Here is a 25,978-nt window from a genome sequence, read left to right on the forward strand (position 1 = left end):
GACTTCGAGGAAGGTACGTCGGCGGCCTCGGCGAGGACATCCGACCCCGGAGTGATCTTCCGGCGGGTGCCCCCTACCGCAGAGGGATCATTCCGGCGAGACGAGCCCGGCGTCGTAGGCGGTGATCACGAGCTGCACTCTGTCGCGAGCGCTGAGCTTCTGCAGGAGCTTGCCGACATGTGTCTTCACCGTCTGCTCGCCGATGAACAGAGCCGAGGCGATCTCGGAGTTCGACAGCCCCCGGCCGATGTGCTCAAGCACCTCGCGCTCACGGTCGGTGAGGGAGCTCAACCGGAGAGCGGCGCGCGACGGCGCGGGGTCACGCGTGTCGGCGAATCTCTCGATCAGACGTTTCGTGACGCTCGGTGCGAGCAGCGCATCGCCCGCAGCGACCACGCGCACGGCCTGCGCGAGCTCATCCGGCAGCGCGTCTTTGAGCAGAAAGCCGCTGGCGCCTGCGCGCAGCGCCTCATGAACGTAATCATCGATGTCGAACGTGGTGAGCATCAGCACCCGCGGAACATGTGGCAGCGGGCGATCGGGGCGCAGCAGCCTCCTCGTGGCCTCGATGCCGTCCATCGTCGGCATGCGCACGTCCATGAGTACGACGTCCGGGCGCAGTTCGCGCGCGAGCGAGACAGCCTCTGCGCCGTCCGCGGCCTGACCGACCACCCGGATATCTGGCTGCGCATCGAGGAGCGCAGCGAACCCCGCCCGCACCATGCTCTGGTCGTCGACGACCAGCGCCGTGATCCGATCCGTGCTCATCGGTCCTCCGTCATGCTCTGCCCTGTGCCGTCCGATTCGACGGGCAACTCGGCGCGAATCAGGTAGCCGCCGACATCGGTCGCGCCGGCGGTGAGTGTGCCGCCGAGCAGACCGGCGCGCTCTCGCATGCCGATCAGCCCGTGGCCGCTGCCGCTTGCGCGCGGTGCGGGCTGCGCCGGAGCGGAGTTGCGCACCTCGATGAGCAGTCGGCCGTCGTCATGATGCAGTGCGATGTCGACGCGGGTTCCCGGCGCGTGCCGGATCGCGTTGCTCAGCGCCTCCTGCACGATGCGGTACGAGGTCAGGCTGACCGCCGTGGGAACGCTGTCGAGGTTGACGGCCGTCAACGACGCGTCGGCGCCGGCACGCCGGGCGTCTGCGACCAGGTCACCGACGTCTTCGATCGTGGGCTGCGGGGCGTGCTGCGCTGGCTGCTCGTCGCCGCGCAGGGCCCCGAGCAGGTGCCGCATCTCGGCGAGCGAGGTGCGTGCGGACGCTGCGATGTCATCGAACTCCGCTGCGGCGTCGTCCGGGACGTCCTGAAGGCGATAGCGGGCAGACGTCGCCTGCACCTGGATCAGCGACAGGCCATGAGCGACGACGTCGTGCAGCTCTCGCGCGATGCGCTGTCGCTCCTCCGAGACGAGGCGCCGCTCCTGCTCGGCCTCGCTCACCTCCCGCTCCTTGGTCAATGCGCGGCCGAGCCTGGCCCGCTCACGCAGGAGGGCGGCAGCGCCTGCTGCGACTGCGCCGACGGACACCGCGACGATGAACCCGGACAGCGATCTGGCATCGAACTCGATGGCCGCCAGGGCGCTCACGGAGACCGCGGGCACCGCGTACACGATCAGACCTCGCAGCCAGCCGTGGCGTGCCCAGACGATCAGCACGAGCGCGACGAAGCCCACCATCGTCGTGACCGTCCACGGCCACGGGAGGCCGTTCGGGGCCGGACTCCAGCGCACCACGACGCTCGCCGCGGCGAACAGCATCGCTGCGCTGAGCGGGAATCGCACGGCGAGCACGATGGCGCCGAACCGGGCAGCGGTGATCAGCAGTGCAACCAGCACAGGCGCGCCGTACTGCACGGCTTCGAGCGGTGCGGCGACCGCGTACAGCACAGCCGCGACGGCGCTGGCCGAGACGTACCAGACCGCAATCGGGTGCTGCCGCACCCACCGGCCGACGGCGCCCTGACGAGTCCGCCTCGGGCGCACGCGTTTGGGTCTCTTCTGTCGTGCCACGAAGCCATCGTGCCACGCGGGTTCTGACGCCGGATCCCACCGTGGTGGGATCTTCTGCGGGGTCAGGCGGTGAAGCCGGAGACGTCTCCCACGATGCGCTCGTTGTTCTCGGGGATCGCTTCGACGGCGGCCTGGGCGATTTCGGCAGCGAACTCCGCGACGTTGTACAGCTTGCCGGCGTCCTCGCGACGCGCCGAGAGAGCACCGGGGTTGGTGCGCTCGAGCAGCGTGGCTGTGATCGTGCCTTCGATCATGTCGCCTGAGACGACGACGAACTCGATGCCCTTCTCCGTGAGGGCGGGGATGCGCTCGCGGAGTGCATCCTCGCCTGCGCGCTTGGAGAGGGCGACGGGCTCGTACTCCGGCATGGTCGGCGTGGTCCGGATGAAGTGGGCCTGGTGGCTCGTGACGAAGACGACGCGGGATCCTGCGCCCAGCAGCGGCGCTGCGGCGTCGAGCGTTGCGAGTTGGGCATCGCGGTTCAGCGTGAGGGCGTAGTCCTCGGCCATACCGGACTCCATGCCTCCCGACGCGTTCAGCACGAGGATGTCGATCGTGCCGAAGGTCTCCTTCACGCTGGTGAACATCGACTCCAACGAATCGGCGTCCGTGAGGTCGGCGCCGACGACGAGCGCCTCGACGCCCTGCTCCCGGACTTCGTTCGCGAGCTTCTGGGCCCGCGGCGCCTTGTTGCGGTAGTTGATGACGACATCGGCACCGGCCCGCGCCAGGCTGCGGACGGTGTCCGCGCCGATTCCGCGGGATGACCCCGTCACAACGGCGGTCTTTCCGGTGAGGGTTCCGGGGGCAAGCGGCTCTGGCACGGGTGAACTCCTATGACCTGTGATCGGGACTGTCGGAATACCGGGCGTCGTAGTGCACGCGTCGCGGCAGACCACGCCGAGACTATACCGATAGGCTTCAGTAAACGCCGCAAGTGGAGGATCAATGGACCTCGTCACCGACTACGCCTGGATCGGCTGGATCGCGATCATCGCCATCCTGCTGGTCATCGAAATGCTTTCAGGCGAGCTCACCTTCCTGATGCTGTCGATCGGCGGTGTCGCCGGTGTGGTCTCTTCGCTTCTCGGCGCGCCGATCTGGCTGCAGGTGATCGTCGTCGCCGTCGTGGCGGTGGTTCTGCTGCTGTTCATCCGGCCGCCGCTGCTGAAGCGAGTGAAGCGGCCGCGCGATCCGCAGAAGTTCAACGTCGACGCGCTGATGGGCATTGCAGGCACAGTGCAGCAGGCTGTCAGCCCGACCACCGGAACTGTGAAGCTGTCCAACGGGCAGACATGGACGGCGCGCACATCGACGGCGCGCCAGATCCCATCCGGCGCACTGATCTACGTGCAGCAGGTGTCAGGGGCCACCGTGTACGTCATCGACCAGCCCATTCCGCCCACCAACACTGGGGAGAACTAATCATGCCGGGAACCATTGTCATGTGGATCCTCGCGATCGCGATTCTGCTGTTCGTGATCGTGACGCTTGCGAAAGCGATCACGATCGTGCGGCAGAGCGACGCGCTGATCATCGAGCGGCTCGGTAAGTACAACCGCACGCTCTTCGGAGGCCCGCACGGGATCATCCCGTTCTTGGAGAAGCCCCGTCTGCGCGTCGACCTCCGCGAGCAGGTCGTCTCGTTTCCGCCGCAGGGCGTCATCACCGAGGACAACCTGACGGTCGACGTCGACACGGTCGTCTACTTCACGGTCACCGACCCTCGGGCAGCGACCTACGAGATCGCGAACTACCTCGGCGCTGTCGAACAGCTCACGATCACCACGCTGCGCAACGTGGTCGGTTCGCTCAACCTCGAGCAGGCGCTCGTCTCGCGCGACACGATCAACGCGAAGCTGATGACTGAGCTCGACGAGGCGACGGGCCGCTGGGGCATCAAGGTGAACCGCGTGGAGCTGAAGGCGATCGACCCGCCGCCCTCGCTGCAGGATGCCATGGAGAAGCAGATGCGTGCGGAGCGCGACCGCCGTGCCGCGATTCTGACGGCGGAGGGCCACAAGCAGTCGCAGATCCTCGTCGCAGAGGGATCGCGCCAGTCGGAGGTCCTCAAGGCCGACGGTGACAAGCAGGCTCAGGTCCTGCGCGCTCAGGGTGAGTCCGAGGCGATCCAGACGGTGTTCCACGCGATCCACGCCGGTGCACCGGACGACAAGCTTCTCGCGTACCAGTACCTGCAGACGCTGCCGAAGATCGCCGAGGGCGAAGCAAGCAAGATGTGGATCATCCCGAGCGAGATGACCGAGGCGCTGAAGGGGATCGCCGGCGGATTCGCCGGCGGCGGTCAGGCAGGCCCCTCCGGGTCCGCACCCACTCCCCCGGCACCCGTTCCGCCGAAGCCGTCCTCGTCTGCCGCAGAAGCTGCCGCGGCAGCGGTCGCGGAGGCCGCGAAGGTGACGGAGGAGGCTGAGGCCGAGGCCGCGACCTCGACGGTCGGCTCAGCGCCGGCCCCCGCCACCCGCGCCGAGCAGCGCTCTGCACCGGCCGAGGGGTCGATTCCCCCTGCGCCGCCCGCACCGGGCGGCTACCCGCCGAACGAGTGACGCACCCGTTCTTCACGCCGACGAGCCCCCGAGTCTTCGCACATCGGGGGCTCGTTGCCGCAGGCGATGAGCATGCACCCAACACCTTCGCGGCCTTCGCCGCCGCGCACGCTGAGGGTGTCGAGTACATCGAGAGCGACTGCCACCTCACCGCCGACGGCGAGGTCGTGCTCTTCCACGACGACACACTCGCGTCCATCACGGGTGACCCGCGCCGCGTCGATCAGGTGACGGCGCACGAGATGGAGCGCCAGCTCGCCGACCGCGGCGGCCTGGTCACGCTCGAGCAGGCGTTCGACGCGTTCCCGCGCATGCGGTTCAACATCGACGTCAAGGCGAACGATGCGGCGGGGCCGGCCGGCCGGATCATCGGGCGGTACGCCGAACGCGCGCTGGTGACGAGCTTCTCCGACGCGCGACGACTGACGGCGCTGCGCGCGGCGGCGCCCGCGCGCCCTGCCACATCCGCCGGCCGGGCAACGATCATCCGGCTGCTTCTGGCTGCGGCGATCCGCGCCGAGACGTGGGCCTCGCGCCTGCTCGCGGAGATCGACGCGCTGCAGATACCGGAGCGTCAGGGGCCGGTGCGCGTGCTGACGCGCCGTCTGATCGACTATGCGCACACCGCGGGAACCGAGGTGCACGTGTGGACGGTGAACGACACCGACCGCATGCGCTTGCTCATCGGTCGCGGCGTCGACGGCATCGTCACCGATCGTTCTGATGCGGCACTTCGCACGCTGGGATGACTGGGTGATCTTGCGCTTTCCGGCTGACATGGAGGCGCGCCGGGTGTACCTTCGGATGATCCATTCAGGCGCACGCGCTATAAAGAAAAGCTGACGAGAGGACCACACAATGGCAGACCGTAGCCTTCGTGGCATCCGACTCGGCGCCCAGAGCCTACAGAGCGAAGACGGCGTCGTGTTCATGGAGCGCGCAGAGTACACCTACAAATGCACGCAGTGCGGTCGCGACACCGTACTGAACTTCGCGGCCGACGCTGAGCCGCCGGCTGGCTGGGAGTGCCGCACCTGCACGGGCGAGGCGCTTCTGCAGACGGAGAAGGGTCAGGCAGTAGTCGACCACTCCGATGACAAGACCCCCCGAACTCACTGGGACATGCTGCTCGAGCGGCGTACTCTCCCGGAGCTCGAGGAGATCCTCGCGGAGCGCCTCGAGTTCGTCCGCGCCCGTCGCGGGCAGGGCGACAAGGAAGCCAAGAGCGCGTAGCACGCGATCTCGACAGGGCGTCTGCATCCGGAAGCGATTCCGGGTGCTGGCGCCCTTCGTCGTTCATCCCACTGCGGAACGTCGTCATAATCGGACCAACGGCGCACCGGTGGCACGAGGCACCGCACGCCCCGAAGTAAGCTGATGGTCATGGCAAACAGCGAGAACCGTGCGGTGGGAATCGACGTCGGAGGAACCGGCATGAAGGCTGGAATCGTAGATCTCGACACCGGCGAGCTGGTGACCGATCGCGTGCGCATTCCTACGCCGGATGGCGCACACCCGAAGGACGTGCTCGAGACGGCCGGCGAATTGCTCGCCCTTCTCGGCGACGACGCGGACGGTCTGCCGCTCGGCGTGTGCTTCCCCGCGATCGTCAAGCACGGCAAGACGCTCTCTGCCGCTAACATCTCGGACGACTGGATCGACTTCGCCGCTGAGAAGTTCTTCGAGGACGGGCTCGGGCACGACATCCACTTCGTCAACGATGCGGATGCGGCCGGCCTCGCCGAGCTTCGCTACGGTGCGGCCAAAGGCGTTCCGGGTCTGACGATCCTCACCACGCTGGGCACCGGAATCGGCTCCGCGTTCCTGTTCGCGGGCAGGCTCGTTCCGAACACCGAGCTGGGCCATCTGCTCTGGCAGGGCGAGTCCATCGAGCGCTTCGCCTCGGCATCGGCGCGCGAGCGGCTCGACCTGAAGTGGAAGGACTGGGCCGAGAACCTGCAGCACTTCTACGAGCACGTCGAGTTCCTCTTCTCCCCCGACCTCATCCTGGTCGGCGGCGGTGTGTCCAAGAACCCCGAGAAGTTCATGCCGTACCTGTCCACTCGCTCCGAGATGCGCATCGCCGAGCACCGCAACAACGCGGGCATCATCGGCGCCGCCAGTCTCGCCCGCAGCGACGAAGACCACCTCGCACGCGTCTGACGCGCCAGGACGTTCTGAAGAGCCGGCGGCGGTAGACTCGACGTAGCGAATGGGTCGGCCGGGCGGTCGCGTCGTGCGATGAGCACGCCGAGGAACGTCCGGGCTCCACAGGGCACGGTGGTGGGTAACGCCCACCCGGAGCAATCCGCGAGACAGTGCAACAGAAAGCAGACCGCCGGCTCCGGCCGGTAAGGGTGAAACGGTGGTGTAAGAGACCACCAGGGGCCGTGGTGACATGGCCCGCTGGGTAAACCTCACCGGGAGCAAGACCAGACAGGGGATGTTGACGCGGCCCGCCGAGTCCCCGGGTAGGTTGCTGGAGCGGCGCGGCAACGCGTCGCGGAGAGAGATGGCCGCCGACGGAGCGAGAGCTCCCGAACAGAACCCGGCGTACAGGCCGGCCCATTCGCACCTCGTACTTCTTCGAGTGTCCCGCGTCACTTCAGCCGTCGGCTGAGGAGAAGCGGGGCACTCGAAGAGTCAGGGCGCGGCGCTGGGGCCGATCCGGATGTCCAGGGGGACGTCGATCGGGAAGTCGCCGAACAGCACGCGAGCGGCGGTTGCCGCGGACGCCCTGATGGCGTCGGCTGCGGCCTCGGCGTGCTCGGCAGGAGCGTGCACGATCACCTCGTCGTGCAGGAAGAAGGCCAGGTGCGCCCTGCGGGCGAATGCAGGGCCGGATGCCGGCGCAGGCGCGTTCGAGAGCGGGAAGGCGGCCAGCTTCGAACGAAGGTCGGCCATCCACGCCAGCGCCCACTCCGCTGCGGTGCCCTGTACGACGAAGTTGCGGGTGAATCGGCCGCGCTCGCGGGCAACCGTGCCTGCGATTCGTTCGTTCGCCGCCGACTCCCTTGCGTCACGCTGGAGCTCGACCCAGCGCTCGTCAGGAGGCGGCGACACCCGCCCGAGCAGCGTCGAGACGCGTTCGCCTCTCTCCCCCGCCCGCGCGGCGTCGTCGGTCAGCCTGATGGCGCGAGGGAACGCGCGCCGCAGACGCGGCATCAGCCGGGCGGCATCTCCCGTCGTCGAACCGTACAGGGCCCCGAGGACGGCGTACTTCGCCTCGGTGCGCGACGCGGCGATCCCCGTGTCGACGATGCCGTCGTAGAGGTCCCGGCCGCGCGCGGCATCCGCCATGCGCTCGTCGTGTGCCATGGCGGCGAGCACCCGTGGTTCCAGCTGCGCGACGTCGGCGTCGACGATCACCCACCCGGGGTCGGCCCGGACGGCATCGCGCAGGCTCTTCGGGATCTGCAGCGCGCCGCCACCGGACGATGCCCACCTGCCGGTCACGACGCCGCCAGGCACGTAGACCGGGCGGAAACGCCCATTGCGCACCCACTCGTCGAGCCAGGCCCACCCGTTGGCGGTGTACAGCCGCATCATCCGTTTGTAGTCGAGCAGCGGCGCGATCGCCGGATGATCGTGATCGGCGAGCTCCCATTTGCTGGTCGAACGCGCCTCGACACCTGCCCTGTGCAGCGCGCGCAGCAGCTTGGGCTGCGAATCGAGCGAGGCCGCGGGGTCCCTCAGCGCGCGGCGCACCTCGTCGGCCCGCTCGGCGATGCCCCGGGGCACGCCGCCCGCGATCCGCTCCCCCAGTTCGCCCACGAGGATCTGCTCGTGGCGCGTGCGATCCCACGGCAGGCCGGCCGTGGTCATCTCCGCCGCGACGAGCGAACCCGCAGACTCTGCGGCCAACAGCAGACGCAGACGGCCGGCTGCGTCGGCGGGCGCGGTGCGCAGGATGTCGTCGTGGCGAGCCGATTCGGCGAGCGTCTCGTCGACGTGCTGCGGGCGCGAACCGTCATCAGGAGGCAGGTCGAACAGCGCAGCCGGCGCGGCGTCTTCGGTCGGCGCATCCCAGGCCGCGCTGTCGGGCAGAGCGCCGTCCCGTGCGCTGCGAAGGATCGTGCGGGACAGGCGCAGATCGGTGCAGCGCTCCACGCGCACCCCGGAGGCGAGCAGGGGCGGGTACCACACGGACGACGACGACCACACCCAGCGCACGTGCCGCCCGCCGTCGCGCGCCTCGCTCTCACGGGCGGCCACCCAGGCGGGGAGCTCAGCGTGCGCCAGTGGACGGCGTCCGATTTCCGTCGGGGAGCCGCTGGTGCGTTTCAGCGCGACAGCGACGACCGCATCCCGACCGTCGCGTCCGAGTGCGATCAGATCGGCATCGCCCCAGGGGGATTCGACCGCCACGGCGTCAGGAGAACGAGACGGTGCCCGTCCCCTGGTCATGCCCGTCGCCGGCGTCGCCGAGGCCGCTCTCGTCCGTGCGCACGAGAATTCCGCCGCACTCGGGGCAGGTGGCGACTTCGTCCTCGGCGAGCGTACGCACCGCGGCGAGGTCGCTCTGTGCCAGCGTCATGTGGCACCCGCCGCACACGCCTCGGGTGAACAGGGACGCACCGGCGCCCCGGGCGCGCAGCCGCTCGTACATCGCGAGCAGTGCGTCAGGCACGCCGCTGGCGACGGCGGCCCGGTCGCGCGCGGCCTCTTCCATTTCGCGGGCGGCGGAGATGACGCCCTCTTTGCCCTCGGCGCTCAGCCGCTGGCCCTCCTCGATCGTCGTCCGCACAGTCGCCTCCTGCTCGGCTACGGCAGTCTCGGCCGGCTCGATCTTCTCCATCAGTTCGAGCTGGGCCGTCTCGAGCCCGTCGAGGCGGCGCGCCAGCGAGGCGAGTTCCTGTTCGAGCGCCTTGATCGTGGCGAGATCCGTGGCCTGCTCGAGGCGCTTCGCGTCGCGTTCCCTGCGCGTCGTGGCCAGGTCCACGTCGGAGTCGATCTTCGTCAGTTCGTTGCGCAGGGCATCGCGCTCCCCCACTCGCTCGGCCAGCACCCGGTTCTCCGCCGTGCGCTGCTCCACGAGTTCTCGCACGCGCGCGGCCTGCGGCGGGTTCTCCTTGGTGCGCTTGGCGCGATCGTACCGATCATCGAGCGCGGCGATATCGAGCAGGAGGCGCTGGTCGGCAGGAGAGGCTTTCATCCCTCCAACCTACGTCAGCGCGCCGGTCTCTGCGGGCCGAATGCACATCCGGATGCGCCGTGCCTTGAGTGCCGATCGGCCCGGCTGCGCATCGCCGCGGTCGAGCGCGGATATAGTGACGGCGTGTCTGAGTCAGAGAACCCTCGATCGCGCGCCGATGCCAGGGCAGCGCGTGCTGGTGCGCCGGTGAGCCGCGCGCACGGTGCGCTCGATCGATCGAGCAGCAGACTGGGATGGATGGACACCCTGCGAGGGCTGTCGATCCTGCTGGTGATCCTGCACCACTCGACGCAGATCGTCACGGCACCGTTCGCCGACGATCCGAACCCGCCCGCGGTGCTGGAACCGTTCATCTTCCTGAGCGAGTTCTTCGCGCCGTTCCGGATGCCGATGCTGATGTTCCTGTCGGGTCTGCTGATCTCCGGGTCGCTGAAGCGCACGGCCGGTCAGTACGTCTGGGGCAAGCTGCGGCGCATCCTGTGGCCGATCATCGTGTGGACGGCCGTCTTCAACCTCGCACTCATCGCCGGTGGGGGCTCGCTGCCCGGCATGCCATGGGAGTGGGCCTTCTGGAACACGTACCTGTGGTTCATGCAGTTCGTGCTGGTGTACTACCTCGTCGCGCTGCTGACGAAATGGGTGCCGGCGTGGGCATTCATCCTGCTGGGCTTCGTCGGCATGTTCCTGCTGCCGGACGACACGCTGATCCAGCGGCTGTTCTACCTGATGCCGTTCTTCTTCCTCGGCGCCTTCATCGAACGATTCTGGGATCGCTTCGTCGCCGCGATCAACGTGCCCGTGGCGATCGCTCTCACCGCGATCCCCCTTGCGCTCGGCCTCGCCTCGGCGTTCTGGGTGCCGCTCTGGTACGAGCCGTTCGCCGCGGTGCCCGGCCTGCTCGGCATTCTCGCGCTCGCCCGCGTGGCCGTGTACATTCCGGATGCCGGATGGCTGCGGCCCGTGCGCTTCGTCGGGCAGTACTCGCTGATCTTCTACGTGGTGCACTACCCCGCGTATGCGGCGATCTTCAACATCGCCGAGCGGGTCGGCGTGACGCACCCCGCTGTGGTGCTGCCGGTCGTGTTCCTGGTGACGCTGGCCGTCTCGACAGGTTTTGCACTGATCGGTCGGCGGCTGCCCTTCAGCCTGCTGTTCGAGTTGCCGCGTCGGATGTGGCCCAAGCGCGCCGCGGCGTGACAGGCGCATCCGTCTGGTGCCGATAGACTGGTCGGCATCAGGGCCTTTAGCTCAGCTGGTAGAGCGCCACGTTTACACCGTGGATGTCGTCGGTTCGATCCCGGCAGGGCCCACTCTCCACTCAGTCGGGTATCTCAAAGGCGAGGCGTACGCTGAACGCGTCGTTCGTTTGTGTCCTTCGCGGCATTGGACGAGGCAATCGTCGACGAAGGCGCAGATGAACGGCAGCTGTCACTCGGGTTCGCGTTCATCTCGTCGGCTCTGCTGAGGACATGACCGCGATTCGCTACCGTCGCGGCGTCGCGAACGTCAGATACCCGGTGCCCGTGCCGGGGGCGACGATCTCATCGAGCGCTGCGAGGTCCTCCTCGTTCGGCGTCCACGCCACCGATCGTGCGTTCGCGACGATCTGCTCGCCGCGCGTCGCACCGGCGATGACGGTGTCGACGGTGGGCTGCGCGCGCAGGCCGCCGAGCGCGACGTCGAGCATGTTGATGCCGCGCTCGCGGGCGAAGGTGCGGACCCCCTCGACGATGTCCCAGTTCGCGCCGTCGAAGCGCGCGGTCTCGGTAACGAGCCTGGTCCCTGCAGGCGCCGCCTCGCCCTGCGCATACTTGCCGGTGAGCAGCCCATACGCGAGCGGGAAGTACGGCAGCAGGCTCATCCCGTAGTGCTCCAGTGCCGGCACCAGCTCGGCCTCAGCGCTTCGGTTGTACAGCGAGTACTCGTTCTGCGAGGTGACGAAGTGCTCGCCGCCGATCGCGTCGGCGACGGCAGCCGCGTCTGCGACCTCCCACGACGCGAGGTTCGAGCACCCGATGTAGCGCACCTTACCCGCCCTGACGAGGTCGCTCAGCGCCGAGAGGGTCTCCTCCATCGGCGTGATGCGATCCGGGGTGTGCAGCTGGTACAGGTCGATGCTGTCCGTCCCGAGGCGCGTGAGGCTCCCCTCGACCGCGCGTGTGATGTACCCGCGGCTGGCGCGGTTCTCCCTGGCACCGGGGTAGATGCCTCCCATGTCCATCCCGAACTTGGTGGCGATCACGACCTCGTCGCGGCGGCCGCCGAGTGCGCGGCCGAGCATCGTCTCCGACTCCCCCGCCCCGTACGAGTCTGCGGTGTCGAAGAAGTTCACGCCGTTGTCGAGCGCGCCGGCGACGACATCGTCCGCGGCGTCCTGGTCGATCCGGCGGCCGAACGCGTTGCACCCCACTCCGAGAGCCGAGACGACGAGACCGCTTCTTCCCAATGGCGCGTAGTGCATGAGGTCACGCTACCGCGGCTCCGGCCGCCCGGCGTCGAACACCTGGGCGGCCGGAGCCGCGTCAGGCCATGACGCGGGCGCGGCGCCCTGCGAGCACGCGGTTGGTGACGGCGAAGCCCAGCACGATCACGAGCACGCCGTACAGCCCCAGCGCGATCGGGCTCTGGACGAGCACCGTGAAGTCGCCGTCGGCGCTCATCGCGGCATCGCGCAGGCTCGTCTCGGCGAGCGGTCCCAGCACCATGCCGATGATCAGCGGCGCCAGCGGGAAATCGTGTGCGCGCATGATGAACCCGAGCACACCGATCCCGAGCACCATCAGCAGGTCGAACACCGAACCGGATGAGGCGTAGATGCCCATCGCGCACAGCATCGTGATGCCCGCGTACAGGTACGGCTTCGGAATCAGCAGCAGCCGCGCCCACAGGGCCGCGAACGGGAGGTTCAGGATGAGCAGCACGACCATCGCGATGAAGAAGCTCGCCAGCAGCGACCAGACCAATTCAGGCGAGCGCTCGAACAGCAGCGGCCCCGGCTGCAGCCCGTACTGGCGGAACGCGGCGAGCATGATCGCGGCGGTCGCCGAGATCGGCAGTCCGAGCGAGAGCAGCGCGCCCATCGCCATGCCGGTCGTCGAGTTGCCCGCCGCCTCCGGCGCCGCCAGGCCTCGGATAGCGCCCTTCCCGAACTTCGGTGACTTCCGGCGCGCATCCAGGCGCTTCTCGAGCCCGTAGGCGAGGAAGGTCGGGATCTCCGACCCTCCAGCCGGCACGATGCCGAACGGCAGCCCGATCGCCGTGCCGCGTGCCCATGCCGGAGCCGCCTCGCGCATCGCACGACGCGACAGCCACGGACTCCCCTTGGGCCGGATGAGCTTCAAGCCGCCGCCGTGACGGGCCAGGGACGCGACGAAGATCACCTCTCCGAGCGCGAGGATCGCAACAGTGACGGTCACGAGGGAGACGCCGTCGAACAGGTATGGCGACCCAAGAGTGAATCTCGGGGCACCGGACACTCCGTCGATGCCGATCACGGCGATGCCGAGGCCCAGGAAGAGCGAGGCCAGACCCTTCACGGTGTTGTCGGTGACGACCGTGGAGGTCGCCGCGAAGGCGAACACCGCGAGAGCGAAGAACTCGGCAGGCCCGAACTGCGTCGAGAAATCCGCCAGCACCGGGGCGAGGAACACGACCGCGATGGACGCGACGAAACCGCCGATGAACGCGCCGATCGCCGCGGTGGCCAGGGCCTGCGTCGCTCTGCCGTCGAGCGCCATCTTGTGGCCCTCGAAGGTCGACGCGATCGCGGATGCCTGACCGGGCGTGTTCATCAGGATGCCCATGGTCGAGTCACCGAACAGCCCGCCGAAGTACACACCGGCGAACATGATGAAGGCCGCCGTCGGCTCAAGCGCGAAGGTGATCGGCAGCAGCAGCGCGACCGCCATGGACGAACCGAGCCCGGGCATCACACCGACTGCGGTGCCGAGCAGGCATCCGAAGAGCACCCACAGCAGGTTCTGAAGGGTGAGCGCGCCGAGGAAGCCCTCGCCGAGCAGCTGCACAGTGTCCATCTCAGAACTCCCAACCGAGGATGCCGGAGGGCAACGAGAGCCCCAGCAGCATGTCGAAGGCGATGTAGGTGATCGAGCTCGCCGTGAGTCCGACGACCAGGCTGACCAGGCGTCGCTTCTCCCCGAACCCGTGCGCGACGCACCAGAACAGCAGCGCGGCCCCGATGATCCAGCCGAGGACGTTCAGGGTGAGAGCGAACCCGAGGAATCCCAGCACGACCCATGCCAGCGACGACCAGGAGAGCCGGCCATCGGCACGATCGTCTGCGTGAGCTCCATCCGGCTCGTCGGCCTCGTCGTCAGCCGGAGCCGAGCGTCGCCTGCGCAGGTCGCCTACGACGAGCAGGACGGCGAAGAGGAACAGCCCGGCCGCGATCAGGCCGGGGAAGAATCCGGGACCGGGGAACGCCGTGCCCTCCGGCACCTCCATGGTGATGATGCCGAACACGAGATAGCAGCCGAAGAGCGCCAACAGGCCCGGCATCACCAGGCTCCTCGCGATCTCCCCGGAGCCGCCGCGGTACGTGCGCCCGAGCGTGGCCGACACGGACGTCGGGTTGTTGGAACCTCGATCGGAGAACGTCACAGTCCCATCTCCTCGTACAGTCGCTCGATCCGGGCGCGCTCCTCGTCGAGGAACGCATCGAGTTCGTCGCCCGTGCGCACCTGCGGCGTCCAGTGGTAGCGATCGACGGCTGCGCTCCATTCGTCAGTCGCGAGCGTGTCTTCGATCAGCGACTCCAGACCGGCCGCCTGGTCGTCGGTGATGCCGGGTGGCGCGGAGAGACTGCGCCAGTTCGACAGCGTGATGTCGTAGCCCTGCTCGCGGGCCGTGGGGATGTCGATGCCGTCGACCGGCTCCGGTGCGACCAGGGCGAGCGCACGCAGCCTGCCGGACTCGATCTGATCGATGTTGTCGGGGTAGCCGCCGGTTGCGGCACCGGCTGTGCCGTTGAGCAGTGCCTGGATGGCCTCGCCTCCGCCGTCGGAGGAGATGTAGGTCGTCTCGACCGGCTCGATACCCGCTTCGAGGGCGAGGTCCGTGACGACGAGCTGGTCGAACGACCCGCCGCCGGTCCACGGGATCGACGCGGGGTCCTCCCGCCATGCCTGCACCAGATCGTCGAGCGTCTGGTGCGGCGAATCCGCAGGAACGACGATCACGTCGTACTCTTCGAACAGCACGGCCAGGTTGGTGACATCGTCGAGCGTCGTCGCGGTGCCGTACTGGATCGTCGCGGCGAGCAGCCCCGTGCCGCCGACGAGCAGGCTGTCCGGCTGTCCCTCGAGTGTCGAGACGTTGCCGAGCCCGATCGTGCCGCCGGCGCCCGGCATGTTCACGACCTGCACGTTGTTCACGAGCCCGTTCGCCTTCTGCGCCTGCTGCAGCTCGCGCGCCAGGGTGTCCCATCCGCCTCCCGCCGCCGCCGGTGCGACGAGCGTCATCGACGCGTGGAAATCGTCGCCGGATGCCGCAGCGGTGATCGAGCCGTAGCTCGCCGCGCCGATCGTCGCCGCGGCGACGATTCCGCCGATCGCACGCAGCACCGTGCGTCTGCGTGCCGACGTGGGTCGACCGGGATCGTCCTCGTGCGGAGGACGCGATGCGTCTGACATGGGCTCACTCCTTCGTGCTGACGTCTTCGTCGTGCGCGGCCCGTGCTGGCGGGTCTCAGCGTCCAGCGACCACTGCGCGGACGGGGTGCAGGACCTAACATGCATTAGGCGCAGCGCCGCGCACAGCCATGGCGCGGTTTGTGCTCATAAGTGCGCACGGTCGAACATGCTCGGAACGGAAGGACGAACGCTGTGGAGACGTCGTGGCGATACCGTATGACGCGCCTCGCACTGGTCGTTCTGCCCAGCGTGATCGTGCTGGTGTGCGTCGGTGCGACGACGGCGATTGCGATGGCAGTGCAGCGCGACAGCATCCGAGAGGCGACGGCGGAACGAGTCTCTGACGTGTCCTCAGAACTGGCGGAACTCGATCAGATCGTGCAGGTGCTCGACAGCGCCGTTTCACGAGAGGAGGCGACGGCCGAGCTGCAGCCGATCGCGAGCATCGTCGAACGCTCCGCAGGCGTCGACTACGTCGTCGTGATGACGACCGATGGCATCCGGATCACCCACCCAGAGCCGGCCGAGCGCGGCGGACCGGTCTCCACCGACAGCAGCGCTGTGCTGTCAGGCGAGCGGGTGCTCGAGATGGACACGGGAACGATCGGTCGCACGCTGCGTGCGAAGAACCCCGTGCTGGACGCCGAGGGGAACATCATCGGTGCGATCTCGGCTGGCATGCTCGAATCCCGGATGGCGGATGACGCCGAAACCGCACTGTGGCAGCTGCTGCCATGGGCGGCAGGGGCGCTTGCGGCGGGGCTGATCGCCAGTTCGGCCGTGGCCGCCGCCATCAGGGGGCGGCTCCGCAGGCACGACGCGGCGGCGCGTGAGCTGGCGCAGGTCGGACGCACCGCCGCGGCGCTGCGCGAGCAGGCCCACGAGTTCGATACGCGTCTGCATGTCGTGCGCGGTCTCGTCGCGCACGGTGACACAGGCGAGGCCGTCGACTACATCGACGGCTCGACGAGCGTGTCCACGGCAGTGCAGGATGACGCACCCGCAGGCCCTCCGCTGCTGCGTGCGACGATCGAGGCGCTGCGCGCCGAACTCAGTGGGGCCGGCGCTTCGTTGGAGACCGTGATCGACGTCACGGGCGAGATCGACGACCCCGTGATGCTGGTGCTGGCGAACCTGTGCCGGAACGCCGGCGAGGCCGGCGCCGCGCGGGTGAGGTGCGAGCTGTACGAGCGCGACGGACGCATCAGCGGTGTCGTGGAGGACGACGGGCCGGGCATCGGCGAGTTGCAGCGTGAGCGGATGTTCGCACGGGGATACTCATCGAAGCCCGACCGAACCGGAACTGGGCGCGGGATCGGACTCGACATGGTGCGTCGCACGGTTGCGGCGCGCCGCGGCACCGTCGAAGTCTCGACCGGCATGCTCGGCGGTGCACGATTCGCATTCGATATGGAGGCCAGCACGTGAGCGATGCACAGGTGCGCGTGCTCGTCGTCGATGATGATGCCGCCGCTCGGTCGCTGCACGCGCGATTCGTCTCGGAGGCCCCCGGCTTCACCGTTGCGGCGACCGTCGGCTCTGGCGCATCCGCGATCGAGCTGGGCTCGCACGGCGGCATCGACCTGATTCTGCTCGATCTGCGCCTTCCCGACGTCAGCGGCATCGAGGTGCTGCACCGGCTGCGCACGCTCGGCAGCCGCTCCCCCGACGTGATGATCATCAGCTCATCGCGCGACCAGGTGACGGTGCGGCAGGCGCTCGCGGGCCGGATCGCGGGCTACCTCATCAAGCCGTTCACATATGAGGCGCTCGCCGAACGCCTGGGGCGGTACCGTGCAGAGCACCGGCCGCAGCATGAGGCGCAGACGCGCAGTGAGCGCGAGCGCGATCTGGCACAGCAGGAGATCGACCAGCTGCTGAGCACAGGGAGAGTGGAGCTTCCGCCCTCGACCGCGCGTCCTGCCTCGCCCTCATCCCTCCCGAAGGGGATCGCCGAGGTCACGCTGAGACGCGTGCTGGTCGCGCTCGATCCGGTCACGGCCGCGTCTGCCGCCGAGGTGGCGGAGCGGGCGTCGATCTCGCGAGCGAGCGCGCGACGCTATCTCGAGCACCTCGCATCCGAGGGACGAACCGATATCGCCCACCGCTATGGCAGGCGCGGACGGCCCGAGGTGCTGTATCGACTCGCCACGGCTCCGGATGTCCGTCAGCCGTAGACGCGTGCGGTGCGGCCGAGGCGCGCTGCGACGCGGTTGATCTCGTCTGTGTTGGCGAGCGGCACCACGACGAGCGGCACGTCCTCTGTGCCCTCGTCGAGGTACACGACGCGGAGGCCGTGCGGTGCGAGCAGGCGATCGGCGACCTCCACGGCCGTGACGAGCGAGTCCTCGACGTCCGAGACCTCATCGAGCTCCACGTCGGCGCCGACCACTCTCGGCAGCCCGGCGAGCGCATCGGCGAGCTCCTCCCCCGCGTCATCCCGCTCCAGGTACGCGAGAGCGCCGGCATCGTCGAGCGCATCGATCATGGCGAGCCACGGATCGATCTGCGAGGCGGTGGTGATGCCCAGCTCCTTCAGCACGTCGCCATGGGCCTCGAGGAATGCGTCGGGGTCGCCCGCCGCGAGCTCCACGGCCTCGAGCAGTTCCTGGTCGTCATCGAGCAGCTGGCACAGCCGCGTCCAATCCGCTTTCATCGGGGCCATCGTACCTGCCGCCTGTGGCCGATGCGCACCGCATCCACGCGGTGATCCGACCTCGGCTTCGTCGACCGCAACGGATCGGGTTTGTCGAGTTCAACCAGCACTTCCGGATGGGGATAGGCTGGATGCGACAGCGTGCGGGCTCGTCCGGATCGGACCTTCCGCGCGCCCCGGTATCACTCCGCGGCATGAACTGCCGCTACGACGAAAGGTCATCCGGTGGCTGTTCACGATCAGGATCCGTACTCGCAGGGGCCGCAGGACAGCGATCCCGAAGAGACCAGCGAGTGGCAGCAGTCGCTCGACGAGCTCGTCGCGGCCAAGGGCACGGAGCGCGCCCGCGAGATCATGCTGAGCCTGTTGAAGCGTTCGAAGGAGAAGCGCCTGGGCGTGCCGATGGTTCCGACCACGGACTACGTCAACACGATCTCGGCTGAGGACGAGCCCGAGTTCCCCGGTGATGAGGGCCTCGAGCGGCGCTACCGCCACTGGCTGCGCTGGAACGCCGCGATCACCGTGCACCGCGCGCAGCGTCCGGGCATCGGCGTCGGCGGGCACATCTCCAGCTACGCCTCTGCCGCTTCGCTGTACGAGGTCGGCCACAACCACTTCTTCCGCGGGCTCGACCACTCCGTGGGCGGCGATCAGATCTTCTACCAGGGCCACGCCTCCCCCGGCATGTACGCCCGCGCGTTCCTCGAGGGCCGTCTCACGGAGACGCAGCTCGACGGGTTCCGTCAGGAGAAGTCCGCCGCACCGCACGGGCTTCCGTCCTACCCGCACCCGCGCATGCTGCCTGACTTCTGGCAGTTCCCGACTGTGTCGATGGGTCTCGGACCGATCAACGCGATCTACCAGTCGATGACGAACAAGTACCTCGCCAACCGCGGCATCAAGGACGTCGCGGACTCGCACGTGTGGGCCTTCCTCGGCGACGGCGAGATGGACGAGGTCGAGTCGCGCGGGCAGCTCCAGGTGGCGGCGAACGAGGGCCTCGACAACCTCACCTTCGTGATCAACTGCAACCTGCAGCGCCTCGACGGTCCGGTGCGAGGCAACGGCAAGATCATCCAGGAGCTGGAGAGCTTCTTCCGCGGCGCCGGATGGAACGTCATCAAGCTCGTCTGGGGCCGCGGCTGGGACGACCTGTTCGCGCGAGACACGTCCGGTGCGCTGCTGAACCTGATGAACACGACGCCCGACGGTGACTTCCAGACGTACAAGGCCGAAGACGGCAAGTTCGTCCGTGACAACTTCTTCGGCCGCGACCCGCGCGCGCTCGAGCTCGTCAAGGACTACTCCGATGACGACATCTGGGCGCTGCAGCGCGGCGGTCACGACTACCGCAAGGTGTACGCGGCGTACAAGGCCGCGATGGAGCACAAGGGGCAGCCGACGGTCATCCTCGCCAAGACGGTGAAGGGCTACGGTCTCGGGCCGCACTTCGAGGGTCGCAACGCGACCCACCAGATGAAGAAGATGACCCTCGACGACCTCAAGCTGTTCCGCGACACGATGGACATCCCCATCACCGACGCGCAGCTCGAGGAGGACCCGTACCGTCCGCCGTACTACCACCCAGGTGAGTCTGACGAGACGATCAAGTACATGATCGACCGTCGCCAGCAGCTGGGCGGGTTCCTGCCAGAGCGCCGCGTCACCAATGTGCCGCTGAGCCTGCCGGAGGAGAAGGCCTACGGGATGCCGAAGAAGGGCTCTGGCACACAGGAGGTCGCAACGACGATGGCCTTCGTGCGGATGCTCAAGGACATCATGAGGACCAAGGGCTTCGGCGAGCGGATCGTCCCGATCATTCCGGATGAGGCGCGCACGTTCGGCATGGACTCGTACTTCCCGACGGCGAAGATCTACAACCCGCACGGCCAGAACTACATGTCGGTCGACCGCGAACTGCTCCTTGCCTACAAGGAGAGCCCGCAGGGTCAGATGATCCACGTCGGCATCAACGAGGCCGGCGCGACCGCTGCGCTCACGGCCGCGGGCACGTCGTACTCGACGCACGGCGAAACGCTGATCCCGGTCTACATCTTCTACTCGATGTTCGGCTTCCAGCGCACCGGCGACGCGTTCTGGGCCGCCGGCGACCAGATGGCGAAGGGCTTCGTCATCGGCGCGACCGCGGGGCGGACGACGCTGACGGGTGAAGGCACCCAGCACATGGACGGCCACTCGCACCTGCTCGCTTCCACGAACCCGGCAGTCGTCTCCTACGACCCGGCGTACGGTTACGAGGTCTCGCACATCGTGCAGTCCGGCATCGAGCGGATGTACGGCGGCGAGCACGCCGACCCGCACGTCATGTACTACCTGACGGTGTACAACGAGCCGATGGTCCAGCCGGCAGAGCCGGAGGGCGTCGACGTCGAGGGGATCGTGAAGGGTCTTCACCGTGTGTCGGAGGGGCAGGGCGCAGGCGAGAAGGTGCAGCTGCTCGCCTCAGGAGTCGGCGTGCCGTGGGCGCTCGAAGCCCAGAAGCTCCTCAGCGACGACTGGGGCGTCACCGCCGACGTGTGGTCGGTGACCAGCTGGACCGAGCTGCGTCGCGACGGCCTCGACGCCGACGAGCACAACATGCTCCACCCCGACGAGACCCCGCGCACCGCCTACGTCACCGATAAGCTCGCCCACGCCGAGGGACAGCCCTTCGTCGCGACGAGCGACTACATGCACGCCGTGCAGGATCAGATCCGGGCGTGGGTCCCCGGCCCGTACGGCACCCTCGGTGCGGACGGCTTCGGCTTCAGCGACACCCGTCAGGCCGCGCGCCGTTTCTTCACCATCGACGGTCCGTCGATGGTCGTGAAGGCGCTGCAGATGCTGGCGGAGCAGGGCAAGGTCGACGAGGGTGTCGTCGCGCAGGCGATCGAGAAGTATCGCCTGCTCGATGTCACTGCCGGAACCTCCGGCAACGCGGGCGGGGATGCCTGAGCAGGCCCCGCACGGCGGCGGGACCGTCGGGATGGACAAAGCGGCCACGCTCTCGTGGCTGCGGCGCATCTCCGGCGACCTCGCCACCGCCACCACGAAGCGGCTCGAGGAGCAGCTTCCGTGGTTCGTCGACATGCCCGCCTCGCGCCGCTCCGCTGTGGGGCTGGTCGCGCAGGCGGGCATCTCGTCATTCATCCAGTGGTACGACGACCCGACCTCGACGCCCTCTGTCGCGGCCGACATCTTCGCTGCGGCACCGCGCGAACTGCTGCGAAGCGTCAGCCTGCAGCAGACGCTGCAGCTGGTCCGCCTGACGGTCGAGGTCGTCGAAGAGCGCGTGGCGAGCAAGAGCGAACAGCTGCGCGAAGCCATGCTGCTGTACTCCCGCGAAGTCGCGTTCACCGCAGCCGACGTGTACGCGCGTGCAGCTGAATCGCGCGGTCTGTGGGACGCCAGGCTCGAAGCGCTCGTCGTCGACTCGATCCTCACGGGCGAAAGCGATGAGGAGCTCCCCAGCCGCATCGCGGCGCTCGGCTGGCACGGCCACGGCGAATCGTGCGTGCTGGTCGGCACGGTCTCGCGCGGATTCGACGTCGATCAGGTCCGCCGGTCGGCGCGAAAGCTCGGCGTCGATGTGCTGATCGGGGTGCAGGGATCCCGACTCGTACTGGTGCTCGGTCGTGCGCATGCCGGCCCTCGGCAGGAGGAGAAGGCGGAGCTGCCGTTCCCGCAGATCGCGCTCGGGCTCGAGCCGTATTTCGGCGAGGGGCATCTCGTTCTCGGACCGGCCGTCGATGCGCTCGTGGACGCGAGCCTCAGCGCCCGTGCCGCCCTGGCCGGCTTCGCCGTGGCGCGAGCGTGGCGGAAGGCACCCCGCCCCGTCGAAGCCGACGATCTGCTGCCGGAACGCGCGCTCGCGGGCGACCCGCTCGCCAAACGCACCCTGGTCGAACGCGTGTACCAGCCGCTCGCGGACCACTCGACGGATCTCGTGACCACGCTGTGGGCCTACCTCGACAACGGCCGCTCCCTCGAAGCCACCGCCCGCGAGCTGTTCGTGCACCCGAACACGGTGCGCTACCGACTCAAGAAGGTGGGCGACGTGATCGGATGGGACGCACAGGGAGCGCGGGAGGCGCTCATCCTGCAGACCTCGCTCATCCTGGGCTCCATGGGTTCGGGCGATGCCTTCGCACGGCGTCGTGCGGGCTCGCCGCGTCGTGCTCGATAGTCTCCGTATGCGACGGGAGGCACGCGCAACTGTGCGACAGGCACAACGGAACATCCGATTGTTGTTCGAGAGCCTCCACAGGGTTGCGCCTCCGGCTTGGCAGACTTGACGGGTGATTGTTGTCGCATGCCCTGGACAGGGCTCCCAGACGCCCGGATTCCTCGCCCCTTGGCTCGAACTGGAGGGCGCGCGCGAAAGCATCGCCGCCTTCAGCGAAGCCGCAGGCGTTGATCTGCTCGCCGCAGGCACGGAGTGGGACGCGGACCAGATCCGTGACACCCGCGTCGCGCAGCCGCTGATCGTGGCGGCGAGCCTGGTGTCGTGGAACGCTCTGACCGCCGAGGCCACTCCCCCGGCGGGAGTCGCCGGCCATTCGGTCGGTGAGCTCGCCGCGCTCGGTGCGACCGGCGTGATCTCCCAGGATGAGGCCGTGCGCATCGTCGGAGCGCGCGGTCGTGCGATGGCCGAGGCCGCGGCACGAGTCGAGACCGGAATGAGCGCCGTTGTGGGCGGCGTCGAGGAGCAGGTGCTGCAGGCGATCGCGGACAACGACCTGGAGCCAGCCAATTTCAACGGCGGCGGCCAGATCGTCGCCGCCGGTGCGAAGGAGAACCTCGTCTCCCTCGGCGAGAACGCTCCGCGCGGCGCACGCGTGATCCCACTGCAGGTTGCCGGTGCCTTCCACACGCGCTACATGGCCTCCGCGCGGGACGAGCTGCGCTCGGCCGTCGACGGTGTCGCAGACGTGAAGCCCCCGTCGCTCACGCTGTGGAGCAACAGCGACGGCAAGCCGGTCGAGACGGGAGCGCGCGCACTCGACCTGATCGTGCACCAGATCTCGAACCCGGTGCGCTGGGATCTCACCATGGCCGATTTCGTCGAACGCGGCATCACGGGCATCATCGAGCTCGCACCTGCCGGCGCGCTCGTCGGCCTCGCCAAGCGCGGACTCCGCGGCGTGCCCAGCGTCGCGGTCAAGACCCCGGATGATCTCGCCGCCGCACGCGAGCTTCTCGCCGCCTGAGCAGAAAGACCCAGAATGACTGCCACAATCACCGAAGCGACCGGCGCCGCCCATTCGCGGATCTACGCGATGGGCGCCGCGCGCGGCGAGAACATCGTGCCGAACGCGGACATCATCGAACCGATCGACTCCAGCGACGAGTGGATCCAGAAGCGCACGGGTGTGATCACACGCGTGCGGGCCGACAAATCGACGTCAGCTGTCGACCTCGCCGTCGACGCCGCGACTGAGGCGATTCGGAAGTCCGGTGTCGACCCGACGGAGATCGACGCGGTGATCGTCGCGACGATCAGCAACCCGCAGCAGACTCCTTCCGTATCGGCGATCGTCGCAGACCGCATCGGGTCGACGCCGGCCGCCGCTTTCGATCTCAACGCCGCCTGCGCCGGATACTGCTATGGGATCGCGCAGGCAGATGCCCTCATCCGGTCGGGCGGAGCGCGCTTCGTGGTCGTCGTCGGGGCCGAGAAGCTCAGCGACGTCATCGACCCGACCGATCGCAGCATCTCGTTCCTGTTGGGCGACGGCGCCGGCGCCGCCGTGCTCGGCCCGAGCGACACGCCGGGCGTCTCCAAGACGCAGTGGGGCTCTGACGGCTCCAAGGCCGACCTCGTCGGCATGAACGCGACACTGACGCAGTTCCGCGACGGCGAGGCGGAGTGGCCGACGCTGCGCCAGGAGGGTCCGTCCGTCTTCCGTTGGGCCGTGTGGGACATGGTCAAGGTCGCCCAGAAGACGCTCGACGAGGCGGGCGTGAAGGCCGAAGATCTTTCTGCCTTCGTGCCGCACCAGGCCAACATGCGCATCGTGAGCGAGTTCGCGAAGCAGCTCGGCCTGCCCGACACGGTCGCGATTGCGGATGACATCACGACGACGGGCAACACCTCAGCCGCGTCGATTCCGCTCGCCGCGCACCGGCTTCTCGAGGAGCGGCCGGAGCTCAGCGGCGGCCTCGCACTGCAGATCGGCTTCGGCGCCGGCCTCGTTTTCGCCGCGCAGGTGGTCGTGCTCCCGTGATCGAGCACGATCACTCATAGAATTGATCCCGGTTCTGAGACCCGAATAATCCCTTCGACTAAGGAGAAACCCATGGCATTCACGAACGACGAGGTCCTCGAGGGCCTTGCTGAGCTGATCACCGACGAGACCGGCATCGACGCATCGGAGGTGGCGCTCGAGAAGTCGTTCACTGACGATCTCGACATCGACTCGATCTCGATGATGACGATCGTCGTCAACGCGGAGGAGAAGTTCGGCGTGACCATTCCGGACGACGAGGTCAAGAACCTCAAGACCGTGAAGAACGCGGTCGACTACATCACCAACAACCAGTGATGGTGCGTGGTGCCGTGTGCACGGCGCGCGGCACCACGTCACTCTCCCGAGCAACACTCAAGCCCGGATCAAGGAACCAACCATGACCAAGCGCATTGTCGTTACCGGAATCGGAGCCACCTCGGCGCTCGGCGGCACCGTGCAGGACAACTGGAAGAACCTGCTCGCAGGAACGCCAGGAGCGCACACTCTGCCCCACGAGTGGATCGAGCAGTATCAGATCCCGGTGACGTTCGCCGCTGAGGCGTCCGTTCGTCCCTCGGAAGTGCTGCCCCGCCACGAGGCGAAGCGTCTCGATCCGTCGACGCAGTTCGCCCTCATCGCCGCCCGCGAGGCGTGGGAGGACGCCGGTGCCCCGGACGTCGCCCCCGAGCGGCTCGGCGTGGACTGGGCGACGGGCATCGGCGGCGTATGGACGCTGCTGGACGCCTGGGACACGCTGCGCGAGAAGGGCCCGAGGCGGGTGATGCCTCTCACCGTGCCGATGCTCATGCCCAACGCGGGTGCAGGCAATCTCTCGCTGCAGTTCGGCGCGAAGGCCTTCGCCCGTACTGTGGTCAGCGCCTGCGCCTCCAGCACGGAATCGATCGGGAACGCGTACGAGCACCTGCAGGACGGACTCGCCGATGTCGTGATCGCCGGCGGCGCGGAATCCGCGATCCACCCGATCACGATGGCATCGTTCGCATCCGCACAGGCGCTGTCGCGTCGCAACGACGATCCGGAGGGTGCATCGCGTCCCGGGGCGATCGACCGCGACGGCTTCGTGATGGGCGAGGGCGGAGCCGCGCTCGTGCTCGAGACCGAGGAGCACGCCAAGGCGCGCGGCGCGAAGATCTACGCCTACCTCGTGGGCGGCGGCGTGACCGCGGATTCGTACCACATCACGGGCAACGACCCGGAGGGCACGGGCGCAGCCCGCGCCGTGGAGCAGGCGCTGGCGCAGGCCGGTGCGACGCCGGACGAGGTGACGCACATCAATGCCCACGCCACGTCCACCCCGGTCGGTGACCCGAACGAGTACATGGCTTTGAAGAGCGTGTTCGGCGACAGGGTCGACGACATCCCGGTGTCGGCGACCAAGGCGTCGACAGGGCATCTGCTCGGCGGAACCGGTGCGCTGGAAGCCGTGTTCACGGTGCTCGCGCTGCGCGACCGCGTCGCCCCGCCGACGATCAACATGACGGAACAGGATCCGGACGTTCCATTCAAGCTGTCTGGTGAGGCGCAGCCGCTCGGTGACGGTCCGCAGATCGCGATCAGCAACTCGTTCGGCTTCGGCGGGCACAACGCCGTCGTGGCCTTCGTCAGCTATGACGGCTGACGGCTGACGACGACGTACTGCGGCCGCCCAGGATCCTTCGACCGGGCGGCCGCAAGTCTTTGTGTCCGCCG

General features: G+C 68.2%; 24 protein-coding genes, 1 tRNA gene and 1 other RNA gene. 16 read left to right on the forward strand and 10 right to left on the reverse strand.

What is annotated here, in order from left to right:
• Positions 1-87 precede the first annotated feature (87 nt).
• From CIK77_RS01950 to CIK77_RS01960, 3 genes are all read right to left on the reverse strand, one after another.
• Positions 88-768: a response regulator gene (locus tag CIK77_RS01950; protein ID WP_087055383.1), complete on the reverse strand. Its 681-nt coding sequence runs from the start codon at positions 766-768 to the stop codon at positions 88-90.
• Complete coding sequence (locus tag CIK77_RS01955; protein ID WP_140403542.1) at positions 765-2,012, reverse strand: sensor histidine kinase; 1,248 nt, start codon at positions 2,010-2,012, stop codon at positions 765-767. Before CIK77_RS01955 ends, CIK77_RS01950 begins: the two co-directional genes overlap by 4 nt.
• Positions 2,013-2,074: 62 nt before the next feature.
• The gene (locus CIK77_RS01960; RefSeq protein ID WP_087055381.1) at positions 2,075-2,836 is read right to left on the reverse strand and encodes an SDR family oxidoreductase; all 762 of its coding nucleotides are present in this window, start codon (positions 2,834-2,836) and stop codon (positions 2,075-2,077) included.
• 124 nt (positions 2,837-2,960) lie between these two features.
• Between CIK77_RS01960 and CIK77_RS01965 the strand changes: the two genes are divergently transcribed.
• The 6 genes from CIK77_RS01965 (at position 2,961) to rnpB (ending at position 7,148) form a co-directional block, all read left to right on the forward strand.
• Positions 2,961-3,437, forward strand: a complete 477-nt coding sequence (locus tag CIK77_RS01965; protein ID WP_087055380.1) for an NfeD family protein — start codon at positions 2,961-2,963, stop codon at positions 3,435-3,437.
• A 2-nt stretch (positions 3,438-3,439) separates the two neighbouring features.
• The gene (locus tag CIK77_RS01970) at positions 3,440-4,576 is read left to right on the forward strand and encodes an SPFH domain-containing protein (RefSeq protein ID WP_087055379.1); all 1,137 of its coding nucleotides are present in this window, start codon (positions 3,440-3,442) and stop codon (positions 4,574-4,576) included.
• On the forward strand, positions 4,573-5,325 hold the full coding sequence (locus CIK77_RS01975; RefSeq protein ID WP_087055378.1) for a glycerophosphodiester phosphodiesterase family protein: 753 nt from the start codon (positions 4,573-4,575) through the stop codon (positions 5,323-5,325). Before CIK77_RS01970 ends, CIK77_RS01975 begins: the two co-directional genes overlap by 4 nt.
• A gap of 109 nt (positions 5,326-5,434) precedes the next feature.
• Positions 5,435-5,809, forward strand: coding sequence for an RNA polymerase-binding protein RbpA (locus CIK77_RS01980; RefSeq protein ID WP_087055377.1), 375 nt, complete (start codon positions 5,435-5,437; stop codon positions 5,807-5,809).
• Between the two features lie 150 nt (positions 5,810-5,959).
• Positions 5,960-6,739: a polyphosphate--glucose phosphotransferase gene (gene ppgK, locus CIK77_RS01985; RefSeq protein ID WP_087055726.1), complete on the forward strand. Its 780-nt coding sequence runs from the start codon at positions 5,960-5,962 to the stop codon at positions 6,737-6,739.
• A gap of 50 nt (positions 6,740-6,789) precedes the next feature.
• Positions 6,790-7,148, forward strand: an RNA gene (rnpB, locus tag CIK77_RS01990) — RNase P RNA component class A.
• Between the two features lie 71 nt (positions 7,149-7,219).
• Here the strand turns inward: rnpB and CIK77_RS01995 are convergent.
• Together CIK77_RS01995 and CIK77_RS02000 are read right to left on the reverse strand one after the other, a co-directional pair.
• Positions 7,220-8,983 carry a bifunctional 3'-5' exonuclease/DNA polymerase gene (locus CIK77_RS01995; protein ID WP_087055376.1) on the reverse strand — a complete coding sequence of 588 codons (1,764 nt, stop codon included), beginning with the start codon at positions 8,981-8,983 and terminating at the stop codon, positions 7,220-7,222.
• A complete protein-coding gene (locus CIK77_RS02000) occupies positions 8,949-9,731 on the reverse strand; it encodes a zinc ribbon domain-containing protein (RefSeq protein ID WP_087055375.1) in 783 nt (260 codons plus the stop codon). Before CIK77_RS02000 ends, CIK77_RS01995 begins: the two co-directional genes overlap by 35 nt.
• A 237-nt stretch (positions 9,732-9,968) precedes the next feature.
• Between CIK77_RS02000 and CIK77_RS02005 the strand changes: the two genes are divergently transcribed.
• Together CIK77_RS02005 and CIK77_RS02010 are read left to right on the forward strand one after the other, a co-directional pair.
• The gene (locus CIK77_RS02005) at positions 9,969-10,928 is read left to right on the forward strand and encodes an acyltransferase family protein (protein ID WP_087055374.1); all 960 of its coding nucleotides are present in this window, start codon (positions 9,969-9,971) and stop codon (positions 10,926-10,928) included.
• Positions 10,929-10,968: 40 nt separating this feature from the next.
• Positions 10,969-11,041 (forward strand) — tRNA-Val (locus CIK77_RS02010).
• 173 nt (positions 11,042-11,214) lie between these two features.
• Here the strand turns inward: CIK77_RS02010 and CIK77_RS02015 are convergent.
• The 4 genes from CIK77_RS02015 to CIK77_RS02030 all read right to left on the reverse strand — a co-directional run bounded on the left by CIK77_RS02015 (position 11,215) and on the right by CIK77_RS02030 (position 15,382).
• Positions 11,215-12,192 carry an aldo/keto reductase gene (locus CIK77_RS02015; RefSeq protein ID WP_087055373.1) on the reverse strand — a complete coding sequence of 326 codons (978 nt, stop codon included), beginning with the start codon at positions 12,190-12,192 and terminating at the stop codon, positions 11,215-11,217.
• A gap of 61 nt (positions 12,193-12,253) precedes the next feature.
• Complete coding sequence (locus CIK77_RS02020) at positions 12,254-13,765, reverse strand: tripartite tricarboxylate transporter permease (protein WP_087055372.1); 1,512 nt, start codon at positions 13,763-13,765, stop codon at positions 12,254-12,256.
• A 1-nt stretch (position 13,766) separates the two neighbouring features.
• Positions 13,767-14,351 carry a tripartite tricarboxylate transporter TctB family protein gene (locus CIK77_RS02025; protein ID WP_170934155.1) on the reverse strand — a complete coding sequence of 195 codons (585 nt, stop codon included), beginning with the start codon at positions 14,349-14,351 and terminating at the stop codon, positions 13,767-13,769.
• Positions 14,348-15,382, reverse strand: a complete 1,035-nt coding sequence (locus tag CIK77_RS02030) for a Bug family tripartite tricarboxylate transporter substrate binding protein (protein WP_087055371.1) — start codon at positions 15,380-15,382, stop codon at positions 14,348-14,350. The genes CIK77_RS02025 and CIK77_RS02030 overlap by 4 nt, the downstream gene beginning before the upstream one ends.
• Before the next feature lie 216 nt (positions 15,383-15,598).
• Here CIK77_RS02030 and CIK77_RS02035 point away from each other — a divergent pair, with 216 nt between their 5' ends.
• Positions 15,599-16,810: an ATP-binding protein gene (locus CIK77_RS02035; protein ID WP_087055370.1), complete on the forward strand. Its 1,212-nt coding sequence runs from the start codon at positions 15,599-15,601 to the stop codon at positions 16,808-16,810.
• Positions 16,807-17,559, forward strand: coding sequence for a response regulator (locus CIK77_RS02040; protein ID WP_087055369.1), 753 nt, complete (start codon positions 16,807-16,809; stop codon positions 17,557-17,559). Before CIK77_RS02035 ends, CIK77_RS02040 begins: the two co-directional genes overlap by 4 nt.
• Here CIK77_RS02040 and CIK77_RS02045 read toward each other — a convergent pair.
• Positions 17,550-18,038, reverse strand: coding sequence for a DUF6630 family protein (locus CIK77_RS02045; protein ID WP_087055368.1), 489 nt, complete (start codon positions 18,036-18,038; stop codon positions 17,550-17,552). The genes CIK77_RS02040 and CIK77_RS02045 overlap by 10 nt on opposite strands.
• 225 nt (positions 18,039-18,263) lie before the next feature.
• On the opposite strand from CIK77_RS02045, the gene aceE reads away from it, so the two are divergent.
• The 6 genes from aceE to CIK77_RS02075 all read left to right on the forward strand — a co-directional run bounded on the left by aceE (position 18,264) and on the right by CIK77_RS02075 (position 25,907).
• Positions 18,264-20,993 (forward strand): pyruvate dehydrogenase (acetyl-transferring), homodimeric type, encoded by a 2,730-nt coding sequence (gene aceE, locus CIK77_RS02050; protein WP_087055367.1) that lies wholly within the window; start codon positions 18,264-18,266, stop codon positions 20,991-20,993.
• Complete coding sequence (locus CIK77_RS02055; RefSeq protein WP_249268622.1) at positions 20,986-22,224, forward strand: PucR family transcriptional regulator; 1,239 nt, start codon at positions 20,986-20,988, stop codon at positions 22,222-22,224. Before aceE ends, CIK77_RS02055 begins: the two co-directional genes overlap by 8 nt.
• A 112-nt stretch (positions 22,225-22,336) precedes the next feature.
• Positions 22,337-23,248, forward strand: a complete 912-nt coding sequence (locus CIK77_RS02060) for an ACP S-malonyltransferase (RefSeq protein ID WP_087055366.1) — start codon at positions 22,337-22,339, stop codon at positions 23,246-23,248.
• Positions 23,249-23,263: 15 nt separating this feature from the next.
• Entirely contained in the window at positions 23,264-24,265 is a 1,002-nt protein-coding gene (locus tag CIK77_RS02065; protein ID WP_087055365.1) for a beta-ketoacyl-ACP synthase III, read from the forward strand.
• Between the two features lie 72 nt (positions 24,266-24,337).
• The gene (locus CIK77_RS02070) at positions 24,338-24,583 is read left to right on the forward strand and encodes an acyl carrier protein (protein ID WP_087055364.1); all 246 of its coding nucleotides are present in this window, start codon (positions 24,338-24,340) and stop codon (positions 24,581-24,583) included.
• An 82-nt stretch (positions 24,584-24,665) separates the two neighbouring features.
• Entirely contained in the window at positions 24,666-25,907 is a 1,242-nt protein-coding gene (locus CIK77_RS02075) for a beta-ketoacyl-[acyl-carrier-protein] synthase family protein (RefSeq protein ID WP_087055363.1), read from the forward strand.
• The last annotated feature ends 71 nt before the right edge of the window (positions 25,908-25,978 follow it).

Source organism: Microbacterium sp. JB110, from assembly GCF_003335195.1.
Lineage (GTDB): Bacteria > Actinomycetota > Actinomycetes > Actinomycetales > Microbacteriaceae > Microbacterium.

Bases quoted from the DNA above. Each gene is read 5' to 3' on its own strand.
- CIK77_RS02045 (WP_087055368.1), bottom strand. From the start codon at position 18,038: ATGAAAGCGGATTGGACGCGGCTGTGCCAGCTGCTCGATGACGACCAG.
- CIK77_RS02015 (WP_087055373.1), bottom strand. From the start codon at position 12,192: ATGCACTACGCGCCATTGGGAAGAAGCGGTCTCGTCGTCTCGGCTCTC.
- CIK77_RS02035 (WP_087055370.1), top strand. From the start codon at position 15,599: ATGACGCGCCTCGCACTGGTCGTTCTGCCCAGCGTGATCGTGCTGGTG.
- CIK77_RS02075 (WP_087055363.1), top strand. From the start codon at position 24,666: ATGACCAAGCGCATTGTCGTTACCGGAATCGGAGCCACCTCGGCGCTC.
- CIK77_RS01970 (WP_087055379.1), top strand. From the start codon at position 3,440: ATGCCGGGAACCATTGTCATGTGGATCCTCGCGATCGCGATTCTGCTG.
- CIK77_RS02020 (WP_087055372.1), bottom strand. From the start codon at position 13,765: ATGGACACTGTGCAGCTGCTCGGCGAGGGCTTCCTCGGCGCGCTCACC.
- CIK77_RS02000 (WP_087055375.1), bottom strand. From the start codon at position 9,731: ATGAAAGCCTCTCCTGCCGACCAGCGCCTCCTGCTCGATATCGCCGCG.
- CIK77_RS02030 (WP_087055371.1), bottom strand. From the start codon at position 15,382: ATGTCAGACGCATCGCGTCCTCCGCACGAGGACGATCCCGGTCGACCC.
- CIK77_RS01980 (WP_087055377.1), top strand. From the start codon at position 5,435: ATGGCAGACCGTAGCCTTCGTGGCATCCGACTCGGCGCCCAGAGCCTA.
- CIK77_RS02065 (WP_087055365.1), top strand. From the start codon at position 23,264: ATGACTGCCACAATCACCGAAGCGACCGGCGCCGCCCATTCGCGGATC.
- CIK77_RS01995 (WP_087055376.1), bottom strand. From the start codon at position 8,983: ATGACCAGGGGACGGGCACCGTCTCGTTCTCCTGACGCCGTGGCGGTC.
- CIK77_RS02055 (WP_249268622.1), top strand. From the start codon at position 20,986: ATGCCTGAGCAGGCCCCGCACGGCGGCGGGACCGTCGGGATGGACAAA.
- ppgK (WP_087055726.1), top strand. From the start codon at position 5,960: ATGGCAAACAGCGAGAACCGTGCGGTGGGAATCGACGTCGGAGGAACC.
- CIK77_RS02070 (WP_087055364.1), top strand. From the start codon at position 24,338: ATGGCATTCACGAACGACGAGGTCCTCGAGGGCCTTGCTGAGCTGATC.
- CIK77_RS01965 (WP_087055380.1), top strand. From the start codon at position 2,961: ATGGACCTCGTCACCGACTACGCCTGGATCGGCTGGATCGCGATCATC.
- CIK77_RS02005 (WP_087055374.1), top strand. From the start codon at position 9,969: ATGGACACCCTGCGAGGGCTGTCGATCCTGCTGGTGATCCTGCACCAC.
- CIK77_RS01950 (WP_087055383.1), bottom strand. From the start codon at position 768: ATGAGCACGGATCGGATCACGGCGCTGGTCGTCGACGACCAGAGCATG.